This is a genomic window from Croceicoccus pelagius (assembly GCF_001661915.1).
Taxonomy (GTDB): domain Bacteria; phylum Pseudomonadota; class Alphaproteobacteria; order Sphingomonadales; family Sphingomonadaceae; genus Croceicoccus; species Croceicoccus pelagius.
The window spans coordinates 1-20219 of the sequence record NZ_LYWY01000021.1; the positions used below are offsets into that span (position 1 = coordinate 1).

The following is a 20219-nucleotide window of genomic DNA, read 5'->3' on the forward strand; positions in this document are numbered from 1 at the left end:
GCCGCTCGTCCTATTACTACGCACCGGTGCCGGAAACGGACGAGACGCTGGCGCTGATGACGGTGATCGACGAGACCTTCATGGAATGCCCATGGTACGGCAGTCGCCAGATGGCGCGGCACCTGCGGCGTGCCGGACACGAGATCGGTCGCAGGCGGGCGCGGCGGCTGATGGCGAAGATGGGGCTGACGCCGATCTACCAGCGGCCACGCACGAGCGATCCGCACCCACAGCACCGGGTCTATCCGTATCTGCTGCGCAAGCTGGCGATCGAGCGGCCCAACCATGTCTGGTGCGCCGACGTGACCTACATCCCGATGCGTCGGGGCTTCCTCTACCTGGTCGCGATCATGGACTGGGCCACACGCAAGGTCTTGGCCTGGCGGCTGTCGAACACGATGGATGCCGGCTTCTGCGTTGCGGCGCTGGAGGAGGCGCTGGCCCGCTACGGCAAGCCCGAGATCTTCAACACCGACCAGGGCAGCCAGTTCACGTCGCAGGCCTTCACCAGCGTGCTGCGCGAGGCCGAGGTCCGCATCAGCATGGACGGCCGGGGGCGGTGGATGGACAACGTCTTCATCGAGCGGCTCTGGCGGTCCCTGAAGTACGAGTGCGTCTACCTCCATGCCTTCGAGACCGGCTCCGAGCTGCGTGCTGGCCTTGGCCGGTGGATCACCTATTACAACACCCAGCGTCCGCACTCGGGCCTAGCCGGACGAACCCCGGTGGAGGCCTATCGGCGGATCGGGCAATCAGATCATGGGGGGCATGCCCCCCATGATCTGATGATCAAGAAGGCGGCATAACGACAACCGGGATTAGCTTAACTCAGCCGCCAAACTGTCCAGGAAGGCGGGACCACCTCAGAGCATGGTCGTTGGCTGTTGGCGAACCTGCTCGAATGGCATCGCCGCGAGGAGAAGGCAGGTTGGTGGGAATACTTCCGCCTGTGCGATCTTTCTGCCGAAGATCTACTGGATGAGCGCGCGGGCCTCTCGGGTCTGCAGTACATCGAAACAGTGGGTGGAACGGCAAAATGTCCGATCGACCGCTACAGCTTTCCAGCTCAGGAAGCCGACATTCGCCCGGGCAAGGGAATTAAGGTCCAGGGCGGCCAATCGGTCGGTTCTGTCGAGGACATTTCCCGCAGCCACCGGACTGTCGACATCAAGAAGACCTCCGCCATGGCGAGCGAGCATCCCGAAGCGATCTTCGTCCACGAGCATGTTTCATCGAAGCCCATGCAGGAATCGCTTGTTCGACTGGCACGCTATGTCTGCGAGCACGGCATGTTCGACGGCGCTGCCTACCGGCCTGCCCGAGACATGCTCATGCGCGTGGCCCCGCAAGTCGGAGGCGATGCGCCCATCAGGATGGACGGCGAAACGCCGCTGGCCGCCGGCGTGCGGATTGCACCGCTAGTTGCGTCAGGAGTGTTGCCGATCCAGGGACCACCCGGAACCGGCAAGACGCATACTGGCGGGCACATGATCTGCGAGCTGGTGAAGCAAGGCAAAAAGGTAGGGGTTGTGGCCAATGGCCACGATGTGATCCGCAACCTTCTCGACAAGGTTATCGAGGTGGCCGATGAAACCTCCACGCCGCTTGTGTGCATTCAAAAGCCGAAAGGGGGTTCAAAGGAAGAGGCCACCGACCGCCTTCACTTTGCCAAAAAGAGTAACGGTGAGGTCTTCTCCGCTTTGCATGGCGATTGTCAGGTCGCAGGCGGGACAGCGTGGCTGTGGTCGACCGAGGACGCGTTCGAATGTCTTGACGTTCTTTTCGTCGATGAGGCGGCGCAGATGTCCCTCGCAAATGTGCTCGCGGTGTCGCAGGCAGCCAGAACGCTAGTCTTGCTTGGTGATCCTCAGCAGCTCGACCAACCAATGCAGGGAAGCCATCCGGACGGCACTGGATGCTCGGCTCTGGACCATCTCTTGTCGGGGAAACAGACGATAGCCTCTGAAGAAGGACTGTTCCTCGACGTTACCTGGCGGCTGCCTCCCGATATTTCCGGCTACACGTCAGAGCTCTTCTATGAGGGCAAGCTTGAATCGAAGGAGGAGACGGCGGGGCAACGCGTCAATGCCGGCGGCATTGCCGGGGGCACGGGACTCCGCTTCTTGCCCGTCGAGCACAAAGGCAATCAGAACTGCTCTCCCGAGGAAGCCGATGTTATCGCAGCCTTGGTTGACGATATTCTCAGGCAAGGAGCGACCTGGGTTGACCGCAATGGGGAAGAGCATCCTATCGGAAGCGAGGACATCCTGATCATCGCTCCGTACAATGCGCAGGTCTTCGAAATTCAGCAGCGCCTGCCGCAGGCGCGGGTCGGGACCGTCGACAAGTTTCAGGGGCAGGAAGCGCCGATTTCAATCTACTCCCTTGCAAGCTCCTCGCATGCGGACGCTCCGCGAGGCATGGAGTTTCTCTACAGTCTCAATCGCCTCAACGTTGCGACATCCCGCGCGAAATGCGTGACGATTCTGGTTGGCTCTCCGCAAGTCTTCGAAGCCGAATGCCGCACGCCGAGACAAATGCAACTTGCAAATGCCTTTTGTCGCTACCTCGAGAGAGCCCAATGAGTAGGCCTGCAGGTTCACGCTCAAGATGCGTCGGCGTTCGTGAGTTGCTGGTTGAGCTGGGTATAGTGTTTTAGGAGAAGCTCTGTCTCTTCGCGATCAATTCCTAGAGCAGCATCCAGTTTGCCGACAAATTCGAGCTCGGCCTCTTGATCGAGCCGCGGCCAAGATTGGCTTGCTTTCCAGATCGCGATCGCACTTTTCGTCACGAACCCTGCCAAAGCCGCCTGCTTGTGGTCAGCAACTGCCATCACTGAACGCGCTAGCGCCCATCGCGTGAGCGCCACCAAGGCAAAACAGTCGAAGGGCAGTTCTGTCTGATGCTGGCCTATCGAAATCCGTGACAACAGACCTGCTTCCGATTTGCTGCCCTGCCACAGGCGTTGGAGAATTCGTCCAACACGGACCACAAAAGCGCGTTCACGATCGTGTTGCTTAGGCTCTAGGTCCAGTGCGAACAGCTGATCTCGCTGTTCGCCTTCTTTGACCTGGAGTGGGCGACGGCACGCTTCGACCATAAGTCGCAGAATGAAGCAGACTTCCGCAGTGAGCTTGCGAGGCGGAGGAGTTTCCTCGGCAGCCAACCGCGCAATGTAGGCTTCGAAGCAATCGACCGCTTTCAGGATGTCGAGGCTTTGCCTCTCGGCCTCATCGCGTCGGTACGTACGCGGTTCTCGAGGCGGCGGGTCCCCGTTTTCGCCAGCTCCATGTTCGCCGGACTGATCCGAATTGTTATCTCCGTCGCTTCCATCGGCTCCATCGCCGCCGTCGGGCACCTCGTCGCGATAGAGGTCATCCTCCTCATCATCCGCCTGGCCGATACCACGGAGAATGATCCTCAGGAGATTGACTGCATCGGGGTCGTCGAAATTGAGCCGACTGCTATCGCCCTTGGACGGTGCGCTTGCCGACATTGCCTCTCGGAAGGCTTCGGGACTCTCGTAGTCGAAGACGACGTGGTCGTCCCCGTCCTCTGTTCCTTTGCCATGGGCCCGGCCGATGGATCTGACCGCTTTTGCCGCCTTACGGCGACTCTCGGGCGTTTCGGAGAAGATGATCGCGGCAAGGCTGGCAAGTTCGAGAAAGTCGCCACCCTCGAGTTCCACTTTCGCGAACGCCGAGCGCAACCGCTTGTCTCCCAAACCGGGTGCAGCGTGGGTCAAACTGACCGCATCGTTGACGATAACGGCGCTGGTAAGCGTTCCGTTGTTCACACGGACCCGTGCGATCAGCGGAAACCGAGGTTTGGTCGGCAAATCAAGTGCATAGCTGCCGCTGCGGCCGCCCGAGAATGCGAACTCGCCCTCGGGGATCACGAGTACCGCGCCCTCCGGATCGGCAATTCGTTCCGATGGCACCCAGCGCAAGCTGCTTCCCGCCGCTTCGATCGTGCCAAGAGGTAGCGGTGCGCCGGGTTTCGCTTCGAGGAGTTCCTTCGTCGGCTCCATCAATTCGGATGGGTCTATCGTCGATGACAGATCGAGGCCCAACAGCTCAAGTGCGGAACCCGACGGAAGACGGCGATAGACTGAACACTCAGCGTTGCGCGCTGCAAGGTCAGTAAGGCCCAAGGCGTCGTCGGAACAGTTGGCACTGCCGTAGACGATATGGTCCCAATCCTCCGTCTGGATCACAAAGACCTTGGCATGGATAAACCGCGCGCCATCGTTGCCATCGAAAACCCCGGCAAAACTGACTTGCGGAATGCGATGGAGTTGATCGACGGGGAACTCGGGGCTGTGGGCACTGAGAGCAATGGTTGTCTTTTCAGGCTTCAAAGCTTCGATAAGGCCGAGCAGGCCTTCGAGTTTTGCGTCCCAATAGGGCGAGAGCACGACAAGCTGAGTCACAGCTGCGCCCCCGACCAGATCGACTACTCGGCTGAGTATGCCAGGTCCGCCACTGGCGTCCTCGCACAGCAGATCGATCAGCGTGCCATCATTAAGTTCGACCGGACCTTCATTTGCCTCAGTCTCGAACAACCACGCGGCATCGCGTTCGATGAGGTCGAGTTTGCGCTTGACCGTTTCGAGGCCCGCTTCCTGGAGCCACTTTGAGAGATAGTCGAATGCCTTGCGGATCAACTGACGATTGGCGTTCTCCTCACCATCGTTGCGCTTGCGCCACCACTCGAACTGGCCGACGATCTCGCGATTCCTGCCCCAGCCTGCTGCGGTCGCGTTGGCAGATCCAACCATGACGCAGCCGGCATCACTGCCCAGTCGGACGCTGATTTTGGGATGGAATGCGCCAAGCACTGAAATTGGTAACAAGGCATAGGCCGTGCCGGCACGGCCAAACGACTCTGGCGTCTCGGATATCGCCCGCTGGAGCATATTGGCATCGGCCATCAATATATTGTTGTCGCTTCCGTAGACGCGCAGCCGATGATGCAGCGAGCCATCGTAGAAGGCCGCATCGACCGAGTAGGTTGTGACGATCGAGGTGTGGAAGCCAGTGCGCGCGAGATCTTTAAAGAGGCTGATGCTGTTCAAGGAACGCCTCCCCATCGCTCGTCACGCCATCGTCGCTGAGATACCCCGCATCCCTCAAAACACGGGTCAAATTGAACAACCGCGGCGTTGTGTAGCCGTACTCGCCCAGCAATCCCTCACTGAGAAGGCCGTCTTCGACGAGAAAGTGATACGTGAAGGTTCCTGCCGTCGAGAGCTTACGACCAGCAATGATCTGATGGTCGATGACAACGTGTTTTAGCATGACTGCGGCCAAGGCTTCACCGGCTGTCAGGCTTTGAGCCAGATCGAGGGTCCGCAGAATACCGTCGAGCGAGCGACCGTCGGGGCCCGCCATTCGCGCGATGATTGGCCGGACAGCTTCGTCACCTTTCGCCCATCGTGCCCAGAGCACAGCGAGCAGCTTGAATGCGCTCAACATGGTTTCTTCCGCCGGCCGCAAACCATTACCCAGGTCTTGGAGTATGGGCTCGATCAACCTTAGTTCATCAGCTTCGGAGTCTGCCGCCAATGAAGTGGCCCATTGCGACCAGCTTTGGTTGCTTGCCGGAAGTGAACTTGCGATCACCTTCCCGATCAGGTCCTTTGGCTCGATTCCAGAAGGATGGTCTCCTCGTTGCAAGCCGGTCAGCGCGTTCAACGCACCAGCCAGTGCAACCTGCCCGAACTCGTTGGCCTGGTATGCACGCCAACGATCAAGCGTTTCGGCAGACTGATCGTACACATCGCCATTGGGCAATCGTCGGGCATAAAATGCTTTTCGAAGTGCATCGATGTCGCCGGGGGCGACACCCTTGCGAATGAGGTCGAGAACAAGCCAGATCGTCGATCGCCGAGACACGGCGTCCTTCGTCGTATCATGCGTGCCGATCAGGAACTCCCGAAGCACGGACTGCTCTTGAGATCCTGACGGAATCTTGGCCGGATGCACTGCGGCTCCGATATCCTGAAGCTGCTTGGCGGTTGCTGTGCCGGCAAGCAGGACGGCTTCAATGTCGTCGGCGACCTGTCCAATTGACTGGGCAAATGCGGAAGCCACCGTTTCACCGCGTCCGTTCGTCACGGGCACCGATGAGCGGGTCAGCCACCCCATCTCGACCAGGGTTGGAGCATAGGCAACGCCATAGTTGCCGCGCGATGCCTGCAGGTAGGTTTGAGGCGACGTCCTGTCGTCCGTATAGGGGCGGAAATCTATACCGTTGATTGCTGCCTCGGAACGATGTTGGCTTGCCCAGTTCGAACCACCCAAGCCGTCGCTGCCTTGCTGATCGTCTACGAGGGTAGCAAGGGCATAGAGGGCCTCGCCGCGACGCATGAAGTAGGCAAATTTTGCTGGATCATCGGAGTGGTGGAGCTTTTCATACAAGCCGACCAGCCACGGAAAATATGCATAGTATCTCAGTCGGTTGGTAATGTTGGTGATGTTTGGAACCAGCGACTGATAGATCCTGATGCTGGTAGCCTGAAGCCCAAGCGGATCGAGGCCCATCGTCCAACTGCCCGTCTTGGTCCACAGTGGATCGCCGTCGGTTACCTTTGCTTCTGCTCCCACGACATGCTCCCACTCAGCGCTTCATTCTAATGGTGCTGACAAGCTGATCGAAGGTAGCCTGGTGTTTCGCGATTCTATCGATCGCCCAAGCAATAGGCTGCAGAGCTTCGTCGAATTCCTCGTCAGCGAATGCTTCTGCTAGCTTGTCTTTCTCAATTGAAATGAGAGCTGCAAGTTCGCCCTTCTTTGGATCGCATAAAAAACCGCCTTCAACGAGCTGGTCAATGACCCTGGTTTCCGTACGAAGCAGCGTTTTCCATTCGCGCTGACCAAGTGCGTTGGTTTTTAGGCGGAGACGAATTCCTGCTCCTGCAAAGCCGCAGAAGGCACCAATCCAAGTCTCCGCTTCCTCCCCATCGAGACAATCTATTTCCTCGAATTCGACGTAAAGATCGTAATTCTCTTCATCGTCATTCGCAGTTCGCCATTCGCTCGGCGCAAACCAAATTCCTTCGTTGAGGTCACGATTGACCTCGCCATCCCAATCTAGGGCTCTCCTGCGATCATCTATTAGATCGGCGACGGCGTTGCCGAGCGACTGGCTCATCGACCCTCTCACGAAGCGGAGAGCTGCTTCCAACTCCTCAATGTGCCGAACGATCAATTTACCGACAGAAGTTTCGCTCATGATCTTCAGATCCTAGAAGGCGTGCACGTGATCGCCAAAACTGACGATGAGATGCTCTGCGAATGAGCGGTGTCGCAGCCTACCTTCGACTGAGGCTCTCGCGGAGCGCGAAATCTCCCTCCAGGTTATGGAAGGTGTCTGTGAGTTCGGACTTGCGAACGGGGCAAGGAGGAAAACGTGCGACTGTTTGCCTGTTATCGACGCCCGGCGGTCCATGGATGCCGAATATCTCTCAAGCTGCTGGTGACCGAGCGTTGCGTCGATCTTCACCTCGATCCCGACGAGATGATTCTGGGACTCGATGACAAGGTCCACTCGATCAGAGATATCTCCGATCGGGCTGAATTCGGTTTCGATCCGGTAGCCCTCAGCGAGCTCCTCGCTCCATTCTTCGTTTGGCAATGCGGCATTCAGAACATTTGCCAAGAAGCGCCTTGAAGCGGCCCCGCCAAACTCAGGAAGCCATATTCCAGCGAGAGCGGCAGCATTTCTGACTTCGTCGCGCTTGAGTCCTGCAATCGACCATGGATTGACAAGTCCACCCTCGTCTCTCGCTTGAGAAAGGCCGGTTCGGAGTTCCCCAAATGCACTCTCAAGGTTTTTGAGGTGGTAAGTCTGCTTCGGAGCACGAGGCAGCCCGCCGCGCACCAAAGGGCGCAAAGCCAGAAAGGCTTCTTGCAGTCTTGCGACTTCCGGAAGCTTGATCTGACGATGCTTTTTCATCGCATTCTTCTGCCTGCACAGTTGGCCGAAGTCCATTGCGTTTCAAAGATTTGCATGAAATTCGGTCCTGCTAGAGAATGCTTGAACGAAACCCGCGTATCGCCCTCTGCGCAATTTCATTAGGCACACCCGCTACATCGCAGTGCTTCTCCCAGTTGCCGATGGCCTCTTTGATTTCTTCGATCATGGCTTTGATCTCGCCTGTTTTTAGGTCAGCGAACTTTCCGAAAGTCAGTAGGTCCTCAAGTTCGAAGCCATCGGTCTTCCCTGCCAGAGACATCTGGTGTTCGTTGGTCCAGTCGCCGTCAGGATTGTAGGCGTAGACGAAATCGAATGCGGGCGAGAGGCTCCAGCGACCCGCGCCATCCATCAGGAAGGCGATGTTCTTGGTGTGGTCGTCCTGGTTGCGAATGAAGACATTGAGCAGCGCGCGTCGTACCTGCTCCTTGATCGCTTCGCGTCCGAGGCCGAGCATGCGGATGGTCTCAATCGCCTGCTCGTAGCTGTATGCGCGAGCGAGGTTGAAATCGAAATGGCGCATCGCGCAAAGCGATTGCATGTGGAGCTTCTTGCCGTCAGGCGTGCGGTCGAAGCGCTGGGTCATGAAATGTGCCCGCCCGCCTTCTTCGTGCAGACGAGAGCGAGCCATGTCGATGCCAGCCTCTCGGGCTAGCAGATAGCAGGCGTACTCAAGCCGGCCGAAGCCCATCGGGTCGGCAAGTTCCTTGTCGGCATTGCCCGACACGCCGTCGAACTTGACCAGCCATTGCGTGTAGCCGGGCCCTGCAGTCAGCTGCCCTGAATGGAATTCTCCGGTCTCCTCGTTCCAGGCGAGGACGGCCTTGGCCCGGGCGCCGCCGGCGGAGGTTCCGACGCGCAGGATCTCCTGGAGTGCGCGGTGGTCATCCTCTCCCTTGAGCACACCGGCCAGTTCTTCACGCGCGGCAATGACCCTGTTGGCGAGCTCGACAAGCGGAGCGATATCGACCGGCCGACCCTGTTCACGGCGCTCACCAGTGGCAGGTTCGAATTCGAGCGCGCCCATACCTCGGCGGCCGGTGTAACAAAGGCGCTCGACCGGATCGAAGCTGTCGGCTGTGCGGCCCTGCTCAGCAAGCCAACGGTTGATGAGGGCGTTACCAAACTTGTCGGGCAGGCTGTCGGCCAGCATGCCCGGTAACCCTTTGAAGGTCTCGTAATTCAGCGCGGGAAAGTCGTAGACGCCGCTTCGTAGGGGCATTGTGAGCGGGGCAACCTCGATGCCGCTGCGGCTGAATTCCGGAGTGTATTCGAAAACACCGACATCGCGATCCTCATCCCACAGGACGGCGCCGATCTGACGACCCCAGAGATTGACTACGGCACGCGTCATGGGGCCTCGTCACCCCAGCTCCATTCCTCGCTAGCCTCACCTTCAGAAGATTTGCGCACCCTTTGCCGCGCTTTGCCGGTGTCGGACCGGGGATCGAGCGGGCTCAGCTTGGCATCCGGCATGACATCCAGAAGGCGGTCTTCAATTTCAAGTGCGCGCATTATCCTGGCAAGGCTATCGATGGTCCCGCCATTGCCGGCTTCCAGTCGGGCGAGCGTCGAACGCGAGATGCCAGCCATTTCCGCAAGCTCGGCCTGCTTGAGATTGCGTGATATGCGATATGCTTCGATCTGCTTCCCTAGGTCGGATAGCAGCACCGAGAGAGGGCGCAGATCTGGTGGATCATAATGTGGCATTATCGAGACATTATACCTAATATGGAGCGTTGTGTAGCGATTTTGCGTCTTTACATCAAGGGACTTAATGTGTCAATATCGAGACGTAAACTGGTATATCGCCGATAATACATCAAATTTGCTACATTATGTCGGTCGGAGTGATGGAAATGGATGACGAGCGCCGATCCCGACAGGTGCAAAGCAGGAGCAGAGCGGCCGCCTCACAATTCTCGAAGCGCCACTTCCGCCAATTCGGGCGGCTTTTTACTGGCGATGCTTGTTCATGGAATGGTCCCGGCGTAGTTGTCACCGCGACAGGTGAGAAAGCCATGTTCATCGATGCTCGGATCGATTGTTCTGGCGATCGTGGATTTTGCGCCGGCTCGGGTGGTGCGACCTACGGCAATCTTGGCGCAGAGCATGGCTCCTATCGCCTGCGCCGCAAGGGCGATGGATGGCAAATCGAAACGCTGGGATTGAGCGTGGTATCATAACAACAAAGTCATGCGAGCGCCTGCAAGCGGGGCGGTTCCCAATAGTCACACAGACTTGTTTGATGTCCGCTTTCGGGAAATCGACGTTTGACAGCGAATGGCCGAAATTGGGGCGCAAAGCTGCCATCGCTTGACTGCCGCCAGAACCTCTCAGCTTCACTTCTTTCGGCGACATCGACCTAACGTGCGCGCACTTTGACGCGCCGGAGATCAACGACTTTAAGCAGTTTTTGCGAACATCTCGCAAAAGTGGTTTAGCCAAAAACCGCAGATTTCTCCCAAAAATCCAAATTTTTGGCGGAAAGTCTTTTTTGTCAAAATCGGAGAAGTGGAAATAGTTTATTGTATGTGGAAAGACTTTATTGTCTCACAACAGTGTTGTTGCGAGACAAAAGAGTTCTTCCATTTACACACGTAAAACTGCGGGATTCGGCACCAGCTTTGACAAAATAGTTTTTCCAAAAACTAGAACAGAGTAGGATCATTTCGCCAAAGCAATGCCTGAACGGTCGCGTTTGTGACAAAAAAGATATTCCATTTTCCACCATCGCGACCCGCAGAATTCCTCGTATCTTGCCTTTCACACGCTTCTGTTTTGGCATGTTGAAACCCCGAAGCAGACAGTCTGCTTAAGGCTACGTGGATTGATAGCCCTACGTCAGCAATGTGGTGGGTAGCTGTCATTCACCGCAGGAATTTAAAGTCCTTGCTGCTGAAGCCCGCTTCTGACGCAACCGCCGCCAATGCTCTGCCCGCAGATTGGGCCTTGTCCCAACCTCTAGCGGCGAAGATTTCGGCTACGCCTGTCGGTATCGCTTGGCCTTTACCCCACTCCACGTGTCAACACGCGCCTCTATCCAGGCATCAAGCCGCTTTAGGCAAGACAGAAAGTGTTCTAGCGCTGCCACAAGCTGCGGATGCGCGCCGCGCGCCCCTCCTCTAACATCCTTTCGGACTCGAGGTCGCCAAAGACTTGCTCGTATAGCTCACCGCTATAGTAGACTGACGTTTGCGTCCGCTCTCCCGTAGCCCAAGCCCTTTGAACTGTGCCGTTTGGATGATTTCAGCGTAACAAATCAGTTGCGGTAGCCCGCTTTGTCGACGGTCGGTGCCACGGTCTCATTTACTCAAGTGGCACGGAAGGGGTCGGATTCGTACGTGGCACCCGACGCGGAGCGACGCGCCAAACCGTGTTGGAAACGTCGTCCGCCACCAATAGCACACTGCGCGCCGCATCGTAGGTTACGCCGACCGGGCGTCCGCGTGCCTTACCGTCCTTTAGAAAGCCGGTGATAAGATCGATCGGCTTACCGTTGGGGCGGCCGCCGCTGAACGGCACAAATACGACTTTGTAGCCCGACGGATCGGCCCGGTTCCAGCTGCCGTGCATACCTACGAAGGCGCCTGCGCCGAACCGTTCGCCGAAGCTACCTCCGGCCGTGAAATCGACGCCTAGGGCGGCGACGTGTGAACCGAGCGCATAGTCGGGAGAAATCGCCTTTCGCACCAGATCTGGCCGCTGCGGCTGAATACGGGGGTCGACGTGCTGGCCGTAATAGCTGTAGGGCCAGCCGTAGAATCCGCCGTCGCGAACCGACGTGAGATAGTCCGGCACCAGCTGTGGGCCTAGCTCGTCGCGCTCGTTGACGACCGCCCACAACCGGTCGGACCAAGGATCAAAGGCCAGAGCGGTAGGATTGCGGATTCCCGAGGCAAAGATGCGGCTCGCGCCGCTTTCACGGTCGATCTCCCAGATTACAGCTCGGTCTTCCTCAACATCCATGCCGCGTTCACCGACATTGCTGTTGGAGCCAATTCCGACATAAAGCTTCGAGCCGTCGGGACTGGCAGTCAACGCCTTGGTCCAGTGGTGGTTGACTTTGGCGGGAAGTTTGGTGACCTCGGTGCCCGTTCCTGTGATTTTGGTTGCACCCTCGGTGTAGGCGAAGCTCACCAGACTGCCCTGATTGGCGACATATAGGGTACCGTCGACGAACGCGAGGCCATAAGGTGCGTCGAGTCCTTCGATGAAAGTGGTCTGGAGGTCAGTCTGGCCGTCACCGTCGCTGTCGCGCAGCAGCGTAATACGATCGCCGCCTTCGACTGAGCTCTTACCGCGCTGCTTGATCCAGCCCGCTATCACGTCCTTAGGCCGCAATTTGGGCGCTTTGCCGCCCGATCCTTCTGCCACCAAGATGTCGCCATTGGGCAGCACAAGCGTCTGGCGCGGGATCTTCAAATCCTTGGCAATAGCGCTGACAGTGTAGCCGTCTGGCACGGTCGGCAATTCGTCGCCCCAAGCTTCCGGCGTCGGAATTTTCATCGCCGGGATCAAGGCGTCGCTCTGTTCCGGCAGGTCGGGGCGATCACCCGTCTGGTCGAGGTCGGGATCGCTGGCGACTTGACACGCAGTCAGCGCGAGGCTCAGCGGGATGGCAACAATTGCGAGCCGGTTCATGCGCGTTTCTCCGCCGAGAAGGTTTCGCCATAGGCGAGGAAGGCCGCGACCAAGGCAAGAATGGTGCAGAGCGTTGAGAGCACAAGGCCCATCGGTCCGACCGAATGCCAGCCGTCGCGCGCATGCTGGAAGGCATTGAGCACGCCAAGGACGAACATCGCCGCGACCGCTACGAAATAGATTGTCCCGCGTCCCCTGCTATACCGCGCCCGTCCGACGAACAGGCCAATGAGCGCCCAAGCGCACACCAGGCCCGCGAATACGTCGGCCCCTGCGATCAACCAGGAGGAGAAATTCGTCCACTGGATTTCCGCGGTTCTCCAATAGGTGAGGTCCGACAGAAGCGCGGAAGGATAAAGCGCCACCGGAAATGCAAGCAGGGTCGCATGGAGCGGATTGGCGAAACTTAGTGCACGCGTGACTGTGCGATCCATGGTGTCTCTCCTCTGAATGCCGCGACCTTTTGAGGACTAACCGACGACGGCGGGTAAGGTGCCAAAAATTATGCCCGCCAGCGCGAGACCCAGCGCGCCGAGCGCCATGGGATCGCGCATCCAGCCGGTCCGCCGCGCCCTTACGACTAGGGCGGCAAAGGCGAGCAGCATTGCGGCACCGGCAATCCAGCGGGCGATCGCCTGCTCGGGAAATATCAGAGCCGCACCGTAGCTCACGATGAAATGGGAAGACCAGACGAGAAAGGCGATCAGCACGATACGATAGATCGGAGGCCTATCGATCGGTTCACCAGATTCGATGGCGTCGCGTTCATCCACCCGGAAACGCTCGCGGCAGTACAGTGAAGACTATGCCCTGCAAGGCGCAGAACATCACGAAGCGCGCAACTATGTCCATGGTGACGTTGGTCGGCGTAGTCATGATCCCGCGTGCTTCGCGGAAGGCTAGGTAAATCGCCATGATGACGGAAACAATTACGACCTGGCCTTGCAGCACCGAAAGCATGAACACGGTTGCGCCCATGCCGTTGGCAGTCGGCTTTAGCCCGGTGGCGAGCCAGCCGGTGACGTCAAGATAGAGTGCGCCGACCAGCAGCGCGGCGGCCAGCGCCTCGAGCATCCATGGCAAATCCTCTGCCAGGCGGCCTTCTTTGGTGGCAAGAAAGCGCCGTCCGCCCCACGCCGAGAGCAGCGCCAGCGCCTCGATGCCAAGAATCAGCGCGGTCTCACCCAGCGGCGGCGGCGCACTCCAGACCTCTGGATTGATGCCATAGAGATAGAGATAGGCAAAAACCGCCATGAAGCCGATCATGCCGATGACCACCATGAGCGTGTTCAAGGCCCACCAACCGTGGCTTTGCGGACCGGTGATCGCGATCGGCACCTTGATCCCGCCCCCGATATCGGCGCATTCCTGCTTGATTGGACGATCGGTCTCCCACATCCAGCGCAATGTGCTGACGATCGCGACCAGTCCGCAGAACACCGCAAACGCATAAGCCTGCACTGTCAGCGAGAGGAAGAACAGAGCGGTGAACACCGCCGCCGCCAGTGGCCAGGGCGATGGACCGGGCATTAGCTGAACATATTGCGGCTCGGCCATGACGGTCGATGTGATCAGCGTCTCGCGCTGGCCGGTTGCAGAGTTGGGAAGAAAGTAACGGCCATCTGCTACCTCCCGAGAAATCTCGGGGCGATCCCATAACGGCTCGCGCGAGGTGACAAGCGGGATCGAGCGGGTCGAATAGAGCCCGGTCGGCAACCATTCGAGCGTGCCGCCGCCATAGATGTTGCCGACGTCGTTATCGGTGGTGAAGCGGAAGCGTCGCGCCAGGTCGACGAGGAAAAGCAAAATGCCAGCCGCCATCACGAAAGCGCCCACCGTTGAAACCAGATTAAGCAGGTCGAGGTCGCGGCCCGGCAGATAGGTGTAAACTCGGCGCGGCATCCCCATTAGCCCTGTCAGATGCATTGGGAAGAAGGTGATGTGGAGCCCGGCGAACATGAGGCCGAACACCCACTTCCCCACCCGCTCCGACAGCCTCCGACTGCTGGTCATCCCGTGCCAGTGATAGAAGGCGGCGAACATCGGGAACACCATCCCCCCCATCAGCACGTAATGGAGGTGCGCGACGATGAAGTAAGTATCGTGGGCCTGCCAGTCGAACGGCACCATGCCGACCATCACGCCTGTAAGCCCGCCCATGGTGAAGATCAGCACGCTGCCGACGACGAAGAGAGCAGGCGTCGTCCACTTGATCTTTCCGCTGGCGAGGGTCGCAATCCAGCAGAACACCTGGATACCGGCAGGCAGACTCACCGCCATACTCGCAGCGCTGAAATATCCGGCGGAAACGCGCGGCATGTCGGTGGCGAACATGTGGTGTGCCCAGACTCCGAAGCTGATGAAGCCCGTCGCGACCAGCGCCAGCACGTTAAGGCGATATCCCACCAGCGGCACCCTGGCGACCACGGCCACCATCATGCTCATCAGGCCGGCGGCGGGGATGAAAATGATGTAGACTTCCGGATGGCCAAAGAACCAGAACAGGTGCTGCCAGAGCATCGGATCGCCGCCGCGCAAAGCGTCGAAGAACGGCCAGTTGAAGGCCCGCTCTATTTCCAGCAGCATCGTGCACAGGATTACGCTTGGAAAGGCGACTACGATCATCACCGCGAACACCAGCATGGCCCAGGCGAACATCGGCATCTTGTCGAGTGTCATGCCTGGCGCGCGGGTGCGCAGCACGCCGACGATGATCTCAATCGCCCCAGCAATAGCCGAGATCTCGATGAAACCGATGCCGAGCAACCAGAAATCGGTGTTGATGCCCGGGCTGAAGGCGATACTGGTAAGCGGTGGATACATGAACCACCCGCCATCGGGCGCTAAGCCGACGAACAGCGACAGGAAAAACATCGTGCCGCCGACGAAGTACGCCCAGTAAGCGAAGGCAGACAAGCGAGGGAACGGCAAGTCGCGCGCAGCCAGCATCTGAGGCAACAGCATGATACCGATCGCCTCCACCATCGGCACCGCGAACAGGAACATCATCACCGTTCCGTGCATGGTAAAGAACTGGTTGTAGGTATCGACGCCAAGGAAATCCTGCATCGGTGCGGCGAGCTGCACCCGCATCCCCAGAGCCAGCACGCCCGCCGCGAGGAAAAACCCGAAGGCGGTGACAACATACCAGAAGCCGACATAATTGTTGTTGACCGCAGTCAGACGCGACCATCCCTTCGGCGCGGCCCAGACTCTTTCGAGTTCCTTGACTTCTCTGTCCGGACGTTTTTCGGTCGGGAAGCGCTCGTAAAGAGCGGGATCGAAACCCGTTTCGGACCTCACCGCTGCAGCTCCAGAAATGCGGCGATATGACCCAGTTCCTTCGCGGTCAGCACATCATAACTGGGCATGCGATTGCCCGGCTTGAGGGACTGGCTATCGCCGATCCAGCCCACCATCGTGCCCCGATTATTGGCCAGGATTCCCGCACCTAGGGTTCGGCGCGATCCTACATATGTAAGATCAGGGCCAGCAAGTCCGTTGGCATCAGAGCCTGCGATCCGATGACAAGCCGCGCAGCCGCTATCCATGAACAACCGATAGCCCGCCCGGGGATCGTATTGCTCAAGCAACTCCGCTTTGGTTGGATAGGCATCGGCGTCGCCGGGATATGGTGAAGCTCCCTCAGACGCGGATGCGGGCGACGCTGCCGATTGTGCGGCCCCGGCCCTGCGCCCGGCCAACCATACATTCCATTCCTGGCGATCATGTGCGACGGTGACGAAGCCCATCAGCGCGTGTTGCCCGCCGCAATATTCGGCGCAAACCCCGCCGAACTCCCCTGCCCTGTCCGCCTCGATCCTGAGCAGCGTGCGGCGGCCGGGGATCATATCCTTTTTTCCCGACAGATGCGGCACCCAGAAACTGTGAATCACGTCGGCGCTCTCGAGTTCGAGCACCACCGGCACACCAACCGGGATATGAATCTCGTTGGCATCCTCCATCGAGACGTTGCCGTCCGCGTCGAGATACTGGACCCGGAACCACCACATCTCGCCAGTCACGCGAATCCGCATCTCATCGCCACGGATTGGCTCGGTAAGGCTCGCAGTAAGTGTCAGGCCCCAGATAAGCAGACCGGTTAGCACCACGCCGGGAAACGCAACGCCGCCCAGCCATATAGCGCGCTCGCCGCCCAGCTCCGCTTTCCACCTGTCCGGTCCCTTTATCGCGACATAGAGCGCGGCAACTACGATCGCAGTGACGACCAGCCCCAGCGCGAACAACGACCAAGAAAGTGTAGTCACCTTGGCGGAATAGGGACCCGCCGGATCGAGTACTGGCGGCGGCCATCCCCAGAGCGCGTCAATCATGGTCGATGCCGTAGAGATAAGCAGCGATATCCTCCGCCTCGCTCGCGCTCACCGGCATCGGTGGCATGGTCGAACCGGGCTTCACGCCGGGCGCGTTGCGGATGAAGGCGGCGAGTACGTCGGGCCTGTTGGGCAGCGCCCCCGCAATCAGGCCGACATCGTCAAAACCCTCAAGCGATGGTCCAAGCCGCCCCGCGGGCCAGTCCAGCCCAGGAATTTTGTGGCACGATCCACAGCCCGCGCGCTCAATCGCCGCCAATCCGCGCGCCTTCACATCGTTAGTCGGCTCTCGCCGCGTCTCGACCGGATCCTTACACGCTATAAGCGTGACACTGGCGGAAAGGGCCATGACGATCATGATTGTCCTGTTACGCAGATCCCGATGCTCCGCACTCCTCATCCTTATGGGAACCTGACAAGCCCCAAATTCGTTCCCGCCAGACGATGGATTTCCGCCCGTTTCCGTTGATCGCTGCGATTGGTTCGCTCACCTCGTGCAGCCCCGCGCCGGTCGACGGTCGCTTCGACAATACGGGGGAGCTTATCGCGCTGTCAGGCGGCGACGCCGGTCCGCAGGCGGCATGCCACACCTGCCACGGACTTGATGGTGGCGGAGATGGCGCCTTGGTGCCGCGGATCGCGGGGATCGATGCGGGCTATCTCGTCCGGCAGCTGGGCTTCTATGCTGATGGTCAGCGGCGTCATCCGCAAATGACTTGGCTTGCCAGTCGGCTGGACGAAGTAGACCGGCTGGCGGTCTCGACATTCTATGCCGGGATGCCGATTCCGGACACCGAACGCGTGAACGATGCTGACATCTGCACGTTCGGCGATGCGGCCACGATCTATCACAACGGCATTCCCGATCGCGATCTCGCCTCATGTGCGTCTTGCCATGGCGAGGAGGGCGAAGGCGTCGGCGCCGGCAACCCCTCGCTGGTCGGACAAAGCGCCGCCTACACCGCAGAACAACTGCGTCGCTGGCGCACGGGCGAGCGGTTCGGCGATCCGCTGAAGGTCATGCATGATGCTGCCGGCAAACTGCGAGACAACGAGATCAGCCCACTCGCGGGGTATATTGCGTATGGTCCGGGGCGGTCTCATCGTCCCGGATTTCTGGTAGAATGCCCCTGACCACATCGTCGCGGTCCCAGAAATGGTGCTTGAGCGCTGCCCCCACATGTAGCGGCACGAGCAGGCTCAGACCAACGACGCCGAGTACATGCAGGCTCTCTGCCCAATCGAGGACCTGGAACTGCCAGGCGGGTGATAGGGTGTGGAATGGCATCGGCGGGATTGCGATCACCCCCCCGATTCGGAGCGGCTCGACAGGTTGGATCGCCGACCACATCGCCCAACCGGACAATGGCAACATGGCAAACAGGCCGTAGAACAGATATTGCGTCAGATGGGAGGCTGTCTGTTGCCATTCCGGAGCTTGGGCGTCGTTTATCGGATTAGGAACGAACAGCCGCCAGGCGAAGCGCAGGATGGCGAGTAACAGGATCGACAGGCCCAGCTCGCTATGCAACTCGTAAGTGGCAAGCTTGCTTCCACCGACGGGATAGCGCGACATGAGCCAACCAGAGGCAAGTTGATACAGCACTAGCACGACCATGATCCAATGAAACCATACGCCGACCGGCGAATATTTGCCGATCCTCGTATAGCTTTGAGCCCATCTGCGGACGAGGCGATGCAACTTCATATGGTTGCGGCCCGTGTACCAAGAGAGCGATATACGATTGTCAGCGCGGCAAGGAGATAGACGAGGCTCCCTGGCGCCCACATGACGATGCCGGCGATCTGTTGATCCTCCAGCGGAGACAGGCCCCAGTCCTGCGTGGTTAGCCAATGCGGCGCGTAAAGGGCGCGATGGGCGAATGTGAGTAATGCCCCCAGCGATCCCATCGCGACCAATGTCGCGAGCAGCGCGGTGGTGGCTGCAGGGGCAGGTGCGCGGAACACTTTGGCCCACCATAAAGCGGCGGTAGCAACTATGCTCACCTGCATCGCCCAAAACGTTGCATCGCTACTCATAGCTGCTTCGTAGAACGGCGGCGCGTGCCACAGCCAGAAAGTCAACACATGGATCACGGTCCAGCCTACCAGCGATCCGTGAATCGCCAGACGCTCGAGTCGAAGTGCCGCCACGACAAGTGGGGCGAACACCGACACAAGCACCACATCATGCACGATCCGAACGGCAAACAACGCTGAACCCAGGGCACAAAAAGGGCTAATATAGAGACAGCCAATCAAGCCCACCGCCCCGATTGCAGGACCTACCTGCAACCGATGTCGTTGAGAATAGATCGCCGCGAGGAGTCCGGCAACGAGAAGCATAAGCTCTGGAGCCAGATTCCAGCGCGAGAGCCATTCCGCAGGGAGCGGCGCTTCACCGCAATAGGGCAGCCAATTTGGCAAATCTCACCTCACGCGTTGCATGCATCGGAGAAATGCGCAGTTGTGCCACAGGGTTCCGGAACTTTCCATGTCCATCATGCGCTTGACTCCTGATGCTAGGAGAAGGCGATGGAGCTCAATGACCCCGTTCTGGTTCACTGGTTCGACTGGGACCTCCTCTCGCGTCTTGGCGTTGCAGCATTTATAGGGCTGTTGCTGGGACTCGACCGAGAACTGCGAGGCCATGCCGCAGGTATGCGAACACATGGCTTGATATGCTTTTCCGCCGCCTCGATGACCGTATCGATCGTGGCGCTTTATAACGAACTGGGCGGGCAGCGCATGGACCCCCTGCGCGTCTATGAGGCTGCGGGCGCTTTCATAGGAATTGTCGGTGCCGGGCTAATCGTGTTCAGCAAGGGTCAGGTGCACAACCTCACCACCGCCGCGCATCTGTGGCTCGCGGCGGTAATTGGCATCGCCTGCGGCGCTGCGCAGTGGCCGCTGGTCGCCATCGCTGCCGCGATAAGCCTGATCATGCTTACGATCCTCCGTGTTGTCGAATCCAAAGACAGAGACCGCAAGCTCGGCAAAGTAGCCAACACCGATCAATGCGCCAATCGCTCGACCAGCCGGTGAAACCGATAGCCACTTGAGAGGGCGAAGAAGAACACGCGCGGCTCTAGATGGACGCGTTTTTGCAGCACTATGCGGCAAACGCACCAAAGCGATTAAAGGAGCCTCGCCTATGATGGCGGGTGTAATCGTGTGCGGCGCATGCCACAGATTGCGCCTGCTGCGAACACATGGATGCACCCGACCAGTGCTATTCGCTAAACAAAGGCCTTTGCGCCGCAA

At 59.0% G+C, this 20219-nt stretch carries 19 protein-coding genes; 5 read left to right on the forward strand and 14 right to left on the reverse strand.

Features of this window, described 5'->3' with window-relative positions; genetic code table 11:
• Both A9D15_RS04375 and A9D15_RS04380 read left to right on the forward strand, forming a co-directional pair.
• Positions 1-806, forward strand: an 806-nt coding sequence (locus A9D15_RS04375) for an IS3 family transposase (RefSeq protein WP_066762217.1), incomplete at its 5' end; no start/stop codon positions are given.
• A gap of 78 nt (positions 807-884) precedes the next feature.
• Positions 885-2585: a DEAD/DEAH box helicase gene (locus A9D15_RS04380; RefSeq protein WP_216634374.1), complete on the forward strand. Its 1701-nt coding sequence runs from the start codon at positions 885-887 to the stop codon at positions 2583-2585.
• A 20-nt stretch (positions 2586-2605) separates the two neighbouring features.
• Here the strand turns inward: A9D15_RS04380 and A9D15_RS04385 are convergent, their stop codons facing one another.
• From A9D15_RS04385 to A9D15_RS04410, 6 genes are read right to left on the reverse strand one after another with little or no spacing between them, the layout of a single operon-like run.
• On the reverse strand, positions 2606-5077 hold the full coding sequence (locus tag A9D15_RS04385) for a phospholipase D-like domain-containing protein (RefSeq protein ID WP_066762271.1): 2472 nt from the start codon (positions 5075-5077) through the stop codon (positions 2606-2608).
• The gene (locus A9D15_RS04390) at positions 5055-6608 is read right to left on the reverse strand and encodes a hypothetical protein (RefSeq protein WP_066762219.1); all 1554 of its coding nucleotides are present in this window, start codon (positions 6606-6608) and stop codon (positions 5055-5057) included. The genes A9D15_RS04385 and A9D15_RS04390 overlap by 23 nt, the downstream gene beginning before the upstream one ends.
• A gap of 13 nt (positions 6609-6621) precedes the next feature.
• Positions 6622-7236 (reverse strand): hypothetical protein, encoded by a 615-nt coding sequence (locus tag A9D15_RS04395; protein WP_066762221.1) that lies wholly within the window; start codon positions 7234-7236, stop codon positions 6622-6624.
• Positions 7237-7248: 12 nt separating this feature from the next.
• Entirely contained in the window at positions 7249-7995 is a 747-nt protein-coding gene (locus A9D15_RS04400; RefSeq protein ID WP_066762222.1) for a PD-(D/E)XK nuclease family protein, read from the reverse strand.
• Between the two features lie 34 nt (positions 7996-8029).
• The gene (locus A9D15_RS04405) at positions 8030-9331 is read right to left on the reverse strand and encodes a type II toxin-antitoxin system HipA family toxin (RefSeq protein WP_066762223.1); all 1302 of its coding nucleotides are present in this window, start codon (positions 9329-9331) and stop codon (positions 8030-8032) included.
• Entirely contained in the window at positions 9328-9687 is a 360-nt protein-coding gene (locus tag A9D15_RS04410; RefSeq protein ID WP_066762225.1) for a helix-turn-helix domain-containing protein, read from the reverse strand. Before A9D15_RS04410 ends, A9D15_RS04405 begins: the two co-directional genes overlap by 4 nt.
• Before the next feature lie 149 nt (positions 9688-9836).
• Between A9D15_RS04410 and A9D15_RS16415 the strand changes: the two genes are divergently transcribed.
• The gene (locus A9D15_RS16415; RefSeq protein WP_156521643.1) at positions 9837-10163 is read left to right on the forward strand and encodes a hypothetical protein; all 327 of its coding nucleotides are present in this window, start codon (positions 9837-9839) and stop codon (positions 10161-10163) included.
• A 1123-nt stretch (positions 10164-11286) separates the two neighbouring features.
• On the opposite strand, the gene A9D15_RS04415 is transcribed toward A9D15_RS16415, so the two are convergent.
• The 6 genes from A9D15_RS04415 to A9D15_RS04440 are packed head-to-tail and all read right to left on the reverse strand — an operon-like array spanning position 11287 to position 17313.
• Entirely contained in the window at positions 11287-12621 is a 1335-nt protein-coding gene (locus A9D15_RS04415) for a PQQ-dependent sugar dehydrogenase (protein WP_066762229.1), read from the reverse strand.
• Positions 12618-13055 (reverse strand): DUF2231 domain-containing protein, encoded by a 438-nt coding sequence (locus A9D15_RS04420; protein WP_066762231.1) that lies wholly within the window; start codon positions 13053-13055, stop codon positions 12618-12620. Before A9D15_RS04420 ends, A9D15_RS04415 begins: the two co-directional genes overlap by 4 nt.
• Positions 13056-13091: 36 nt before the next feature.
• Entirely contained in the window at positions 13092-13394 is a 303-nt protein-coding gene (locus tag A9D15_RS04425) for a hypothetical protein (RefSeq protein ID WP_066762233.1), read from the reverse strand.
• The gene (locus tag A9D15_RS04430; protein ID WP_066762236.1) at positions 13387-15924 is read right to left on the reverse strand and encodes a cbb3-type cytochrome c oxidase subunit I; all 2538 of its coding nucleotides are present in this window, start codon (positions 15922-15924) and stop codon (positions 13387-13389) included. The genes A9D15_RS04425 and A9D15_RS04430 overlap by 8 nt, the downstream gene beginning before the upstream one ends.
• Positions 15921-16955 (reverse strand): cytochrome c oxidase subunit II, encoded by a 1035-nt coding sequence (locus A9D15_RS04435; RefSeq protein ID WP_066762239.1) that lies wholly within the window; start codon positions 16953-16955, stop codon positions 15921-15923. The genes A9D15_RS04430 and A9D15_RS04435 overlap by 4 nt, the downstream gene beginning before the upstream one ends.
• Positions 16948-17313, reverse strand: a complete 366-nt coding sequence (locus tag A9D15_RS04440; protein WP_082924259.1) for a c-type cytochrome — start codon at positions 17311-17313, stop codon at positions 16948-16950. Before A9D15_RS04440 ends, A9D15_RS04435 begins: the two co-directional genes overlap by 8 nt.
• A 107-nt stretch (positions 17314-17420) precedes the next feature.
• Between A9D15_RS04440 and A9D15_RS04445 the strand changes: the two genes are divergently transcribed.
• Positions 17421-18089 (forward strand): c-type cytochrome, encoded by a 669-nt coding sequence (locus tag A9D15_RS04445; RefSeq protein ID WP_172807463.1) that lies wholly within the window; start codon positions 17421-17423, stop codon positions 18087-18089.
• On the opposite strand, the gene A9D15_RS16170 is transcribed toward A9D15_RS04445, so the two are convergent.
• On the reverse strand, positions 18013-18663 hold the full coding sequence (locus tag A9D15_RS16170) for a cytochrome b (protein WP_082924256.1): 651 nt from the start codon (positions 18661-18663) through the stop codon (positions 18013-18015). The genes A9D15_RS04445 and A9D15_RS16170 overlap by 77 nt on opposite strands.
• Complete coding sequence (locus A9D15_RS04450; RefSeq protein ID WP_082924257.1) at positions 18660-19301, reverse strand: cytochrome c oxidase assembly protein; 642 nt, start codon at positions 19299-19301, stop codon at positions 18660-18662. Before A9D15_RS04450 ends, A9D15_RS16170 begins: the two co-directional genes overlap by 4 nt.
• Before the next feature lie 189 nt (positions 19302-19490).
• Between A9D15_RS04450 and A9D15_RS04455 the strand changes: the two genes are divergently transcribed.
• A complete protein-coding gene (locus A9D15_RS04455) occupies positions 19491-20000 on the forward strand; it encodes an MgtC/SapB family protein (protein ID WP_066762248.1) in 510 nt (169 codons plus the stop codon).
• The last annotated feature ends 219 nt before the right edge of the window (positions 20001-20219 follow it).

Bases quoted from the DNA above. Each gene is read 5' to 3' on its own strand.
- A9D15_RS16170 (WP_082924256.1), bottom strand. From the start codon at position 18,663: ATGAAGTTGCATCGCCTCGTCCGCAGATGGGCTCAAAGCTATACGAGG.
- A9D15_RS04405 (WP_066762223.1), bottom strand. From the start codon at position 9,331: ATGACGCGTGCCGTAGTCAATCTCTGGGGTCGTCAGATCGGCGCCGTC.
- A9D15_RS04450 (WP_082924257.1), bottom strand. From the start codon at position 19,301: ATGCTTCTCGTTGCCGGACTCCTCGCGGCGATCTATTCTCAACGACAT.
- A9D15_RS04435 (WP_066762239.1), bottom strand. From the start codon at position 16,955: ATGATTGACGCGCTCTGGGGATGGCCGCCGCCAGTACTCGATCCGGCG.
- A9D15_RS04455 (WP_066762248.1), top strand. From the start codon at position 19,491: ATGGAGCTCAATGACCCCGTTCTGGTTCACTGGTTCGACTGGGACCTC.
- A9D15_RS04420 (WP_066762231.1), bottom strand. From the start codon at position 13,055: ATGGATCGCACAGTCACGCGTGCACTAAGTTTCGCCAATCCGCTCCAT.
- A9D15_RS04415 (WP_066762229.1), bottom strand. From the start codon at position 12,621: ATGAACCGGCTCGCAATTGTTGCCATCCCGCTGAGCCTCGCGCTGACT.
- A9D15_RS04410 (WP_066762225.1), bottom strand. From the start codon at position 9,687: ATGCCACATTATGATCCACCAGATCTGCGCCCTCTCTCGGTGCTGCTA.
- A9D15_RS04440 (WP_082924259.1), bottom strand. From the start codon at position 17,313: ATGATCGTCATGGCCCTTTCCGCCAGTGTCACGCTTATAGCGTGTAAG.
- A9D15_RS04400 (WP_066762222.1), bottom strand. From the start codon at position 7,995: ATGGACTTCGGCCAACTGTGCAGGCAGAAGAATGCGATGAAAAAGCAT.
- A9D15_RS16415 (WP_156521643.1), top strand. From the start codon at position 9,837: ATGGATGACGAGCGCCGATCCCGACAGGTGCAAAGCAGGAGCAGAGCG.
- A9D15_RS04395 (WP_066762221.1), bottom strand. From the start codon at position 7,236: ATGAGCGAAACTTCTGTCGGTAAATTGATCGTTCGGCACATTGAGGAG.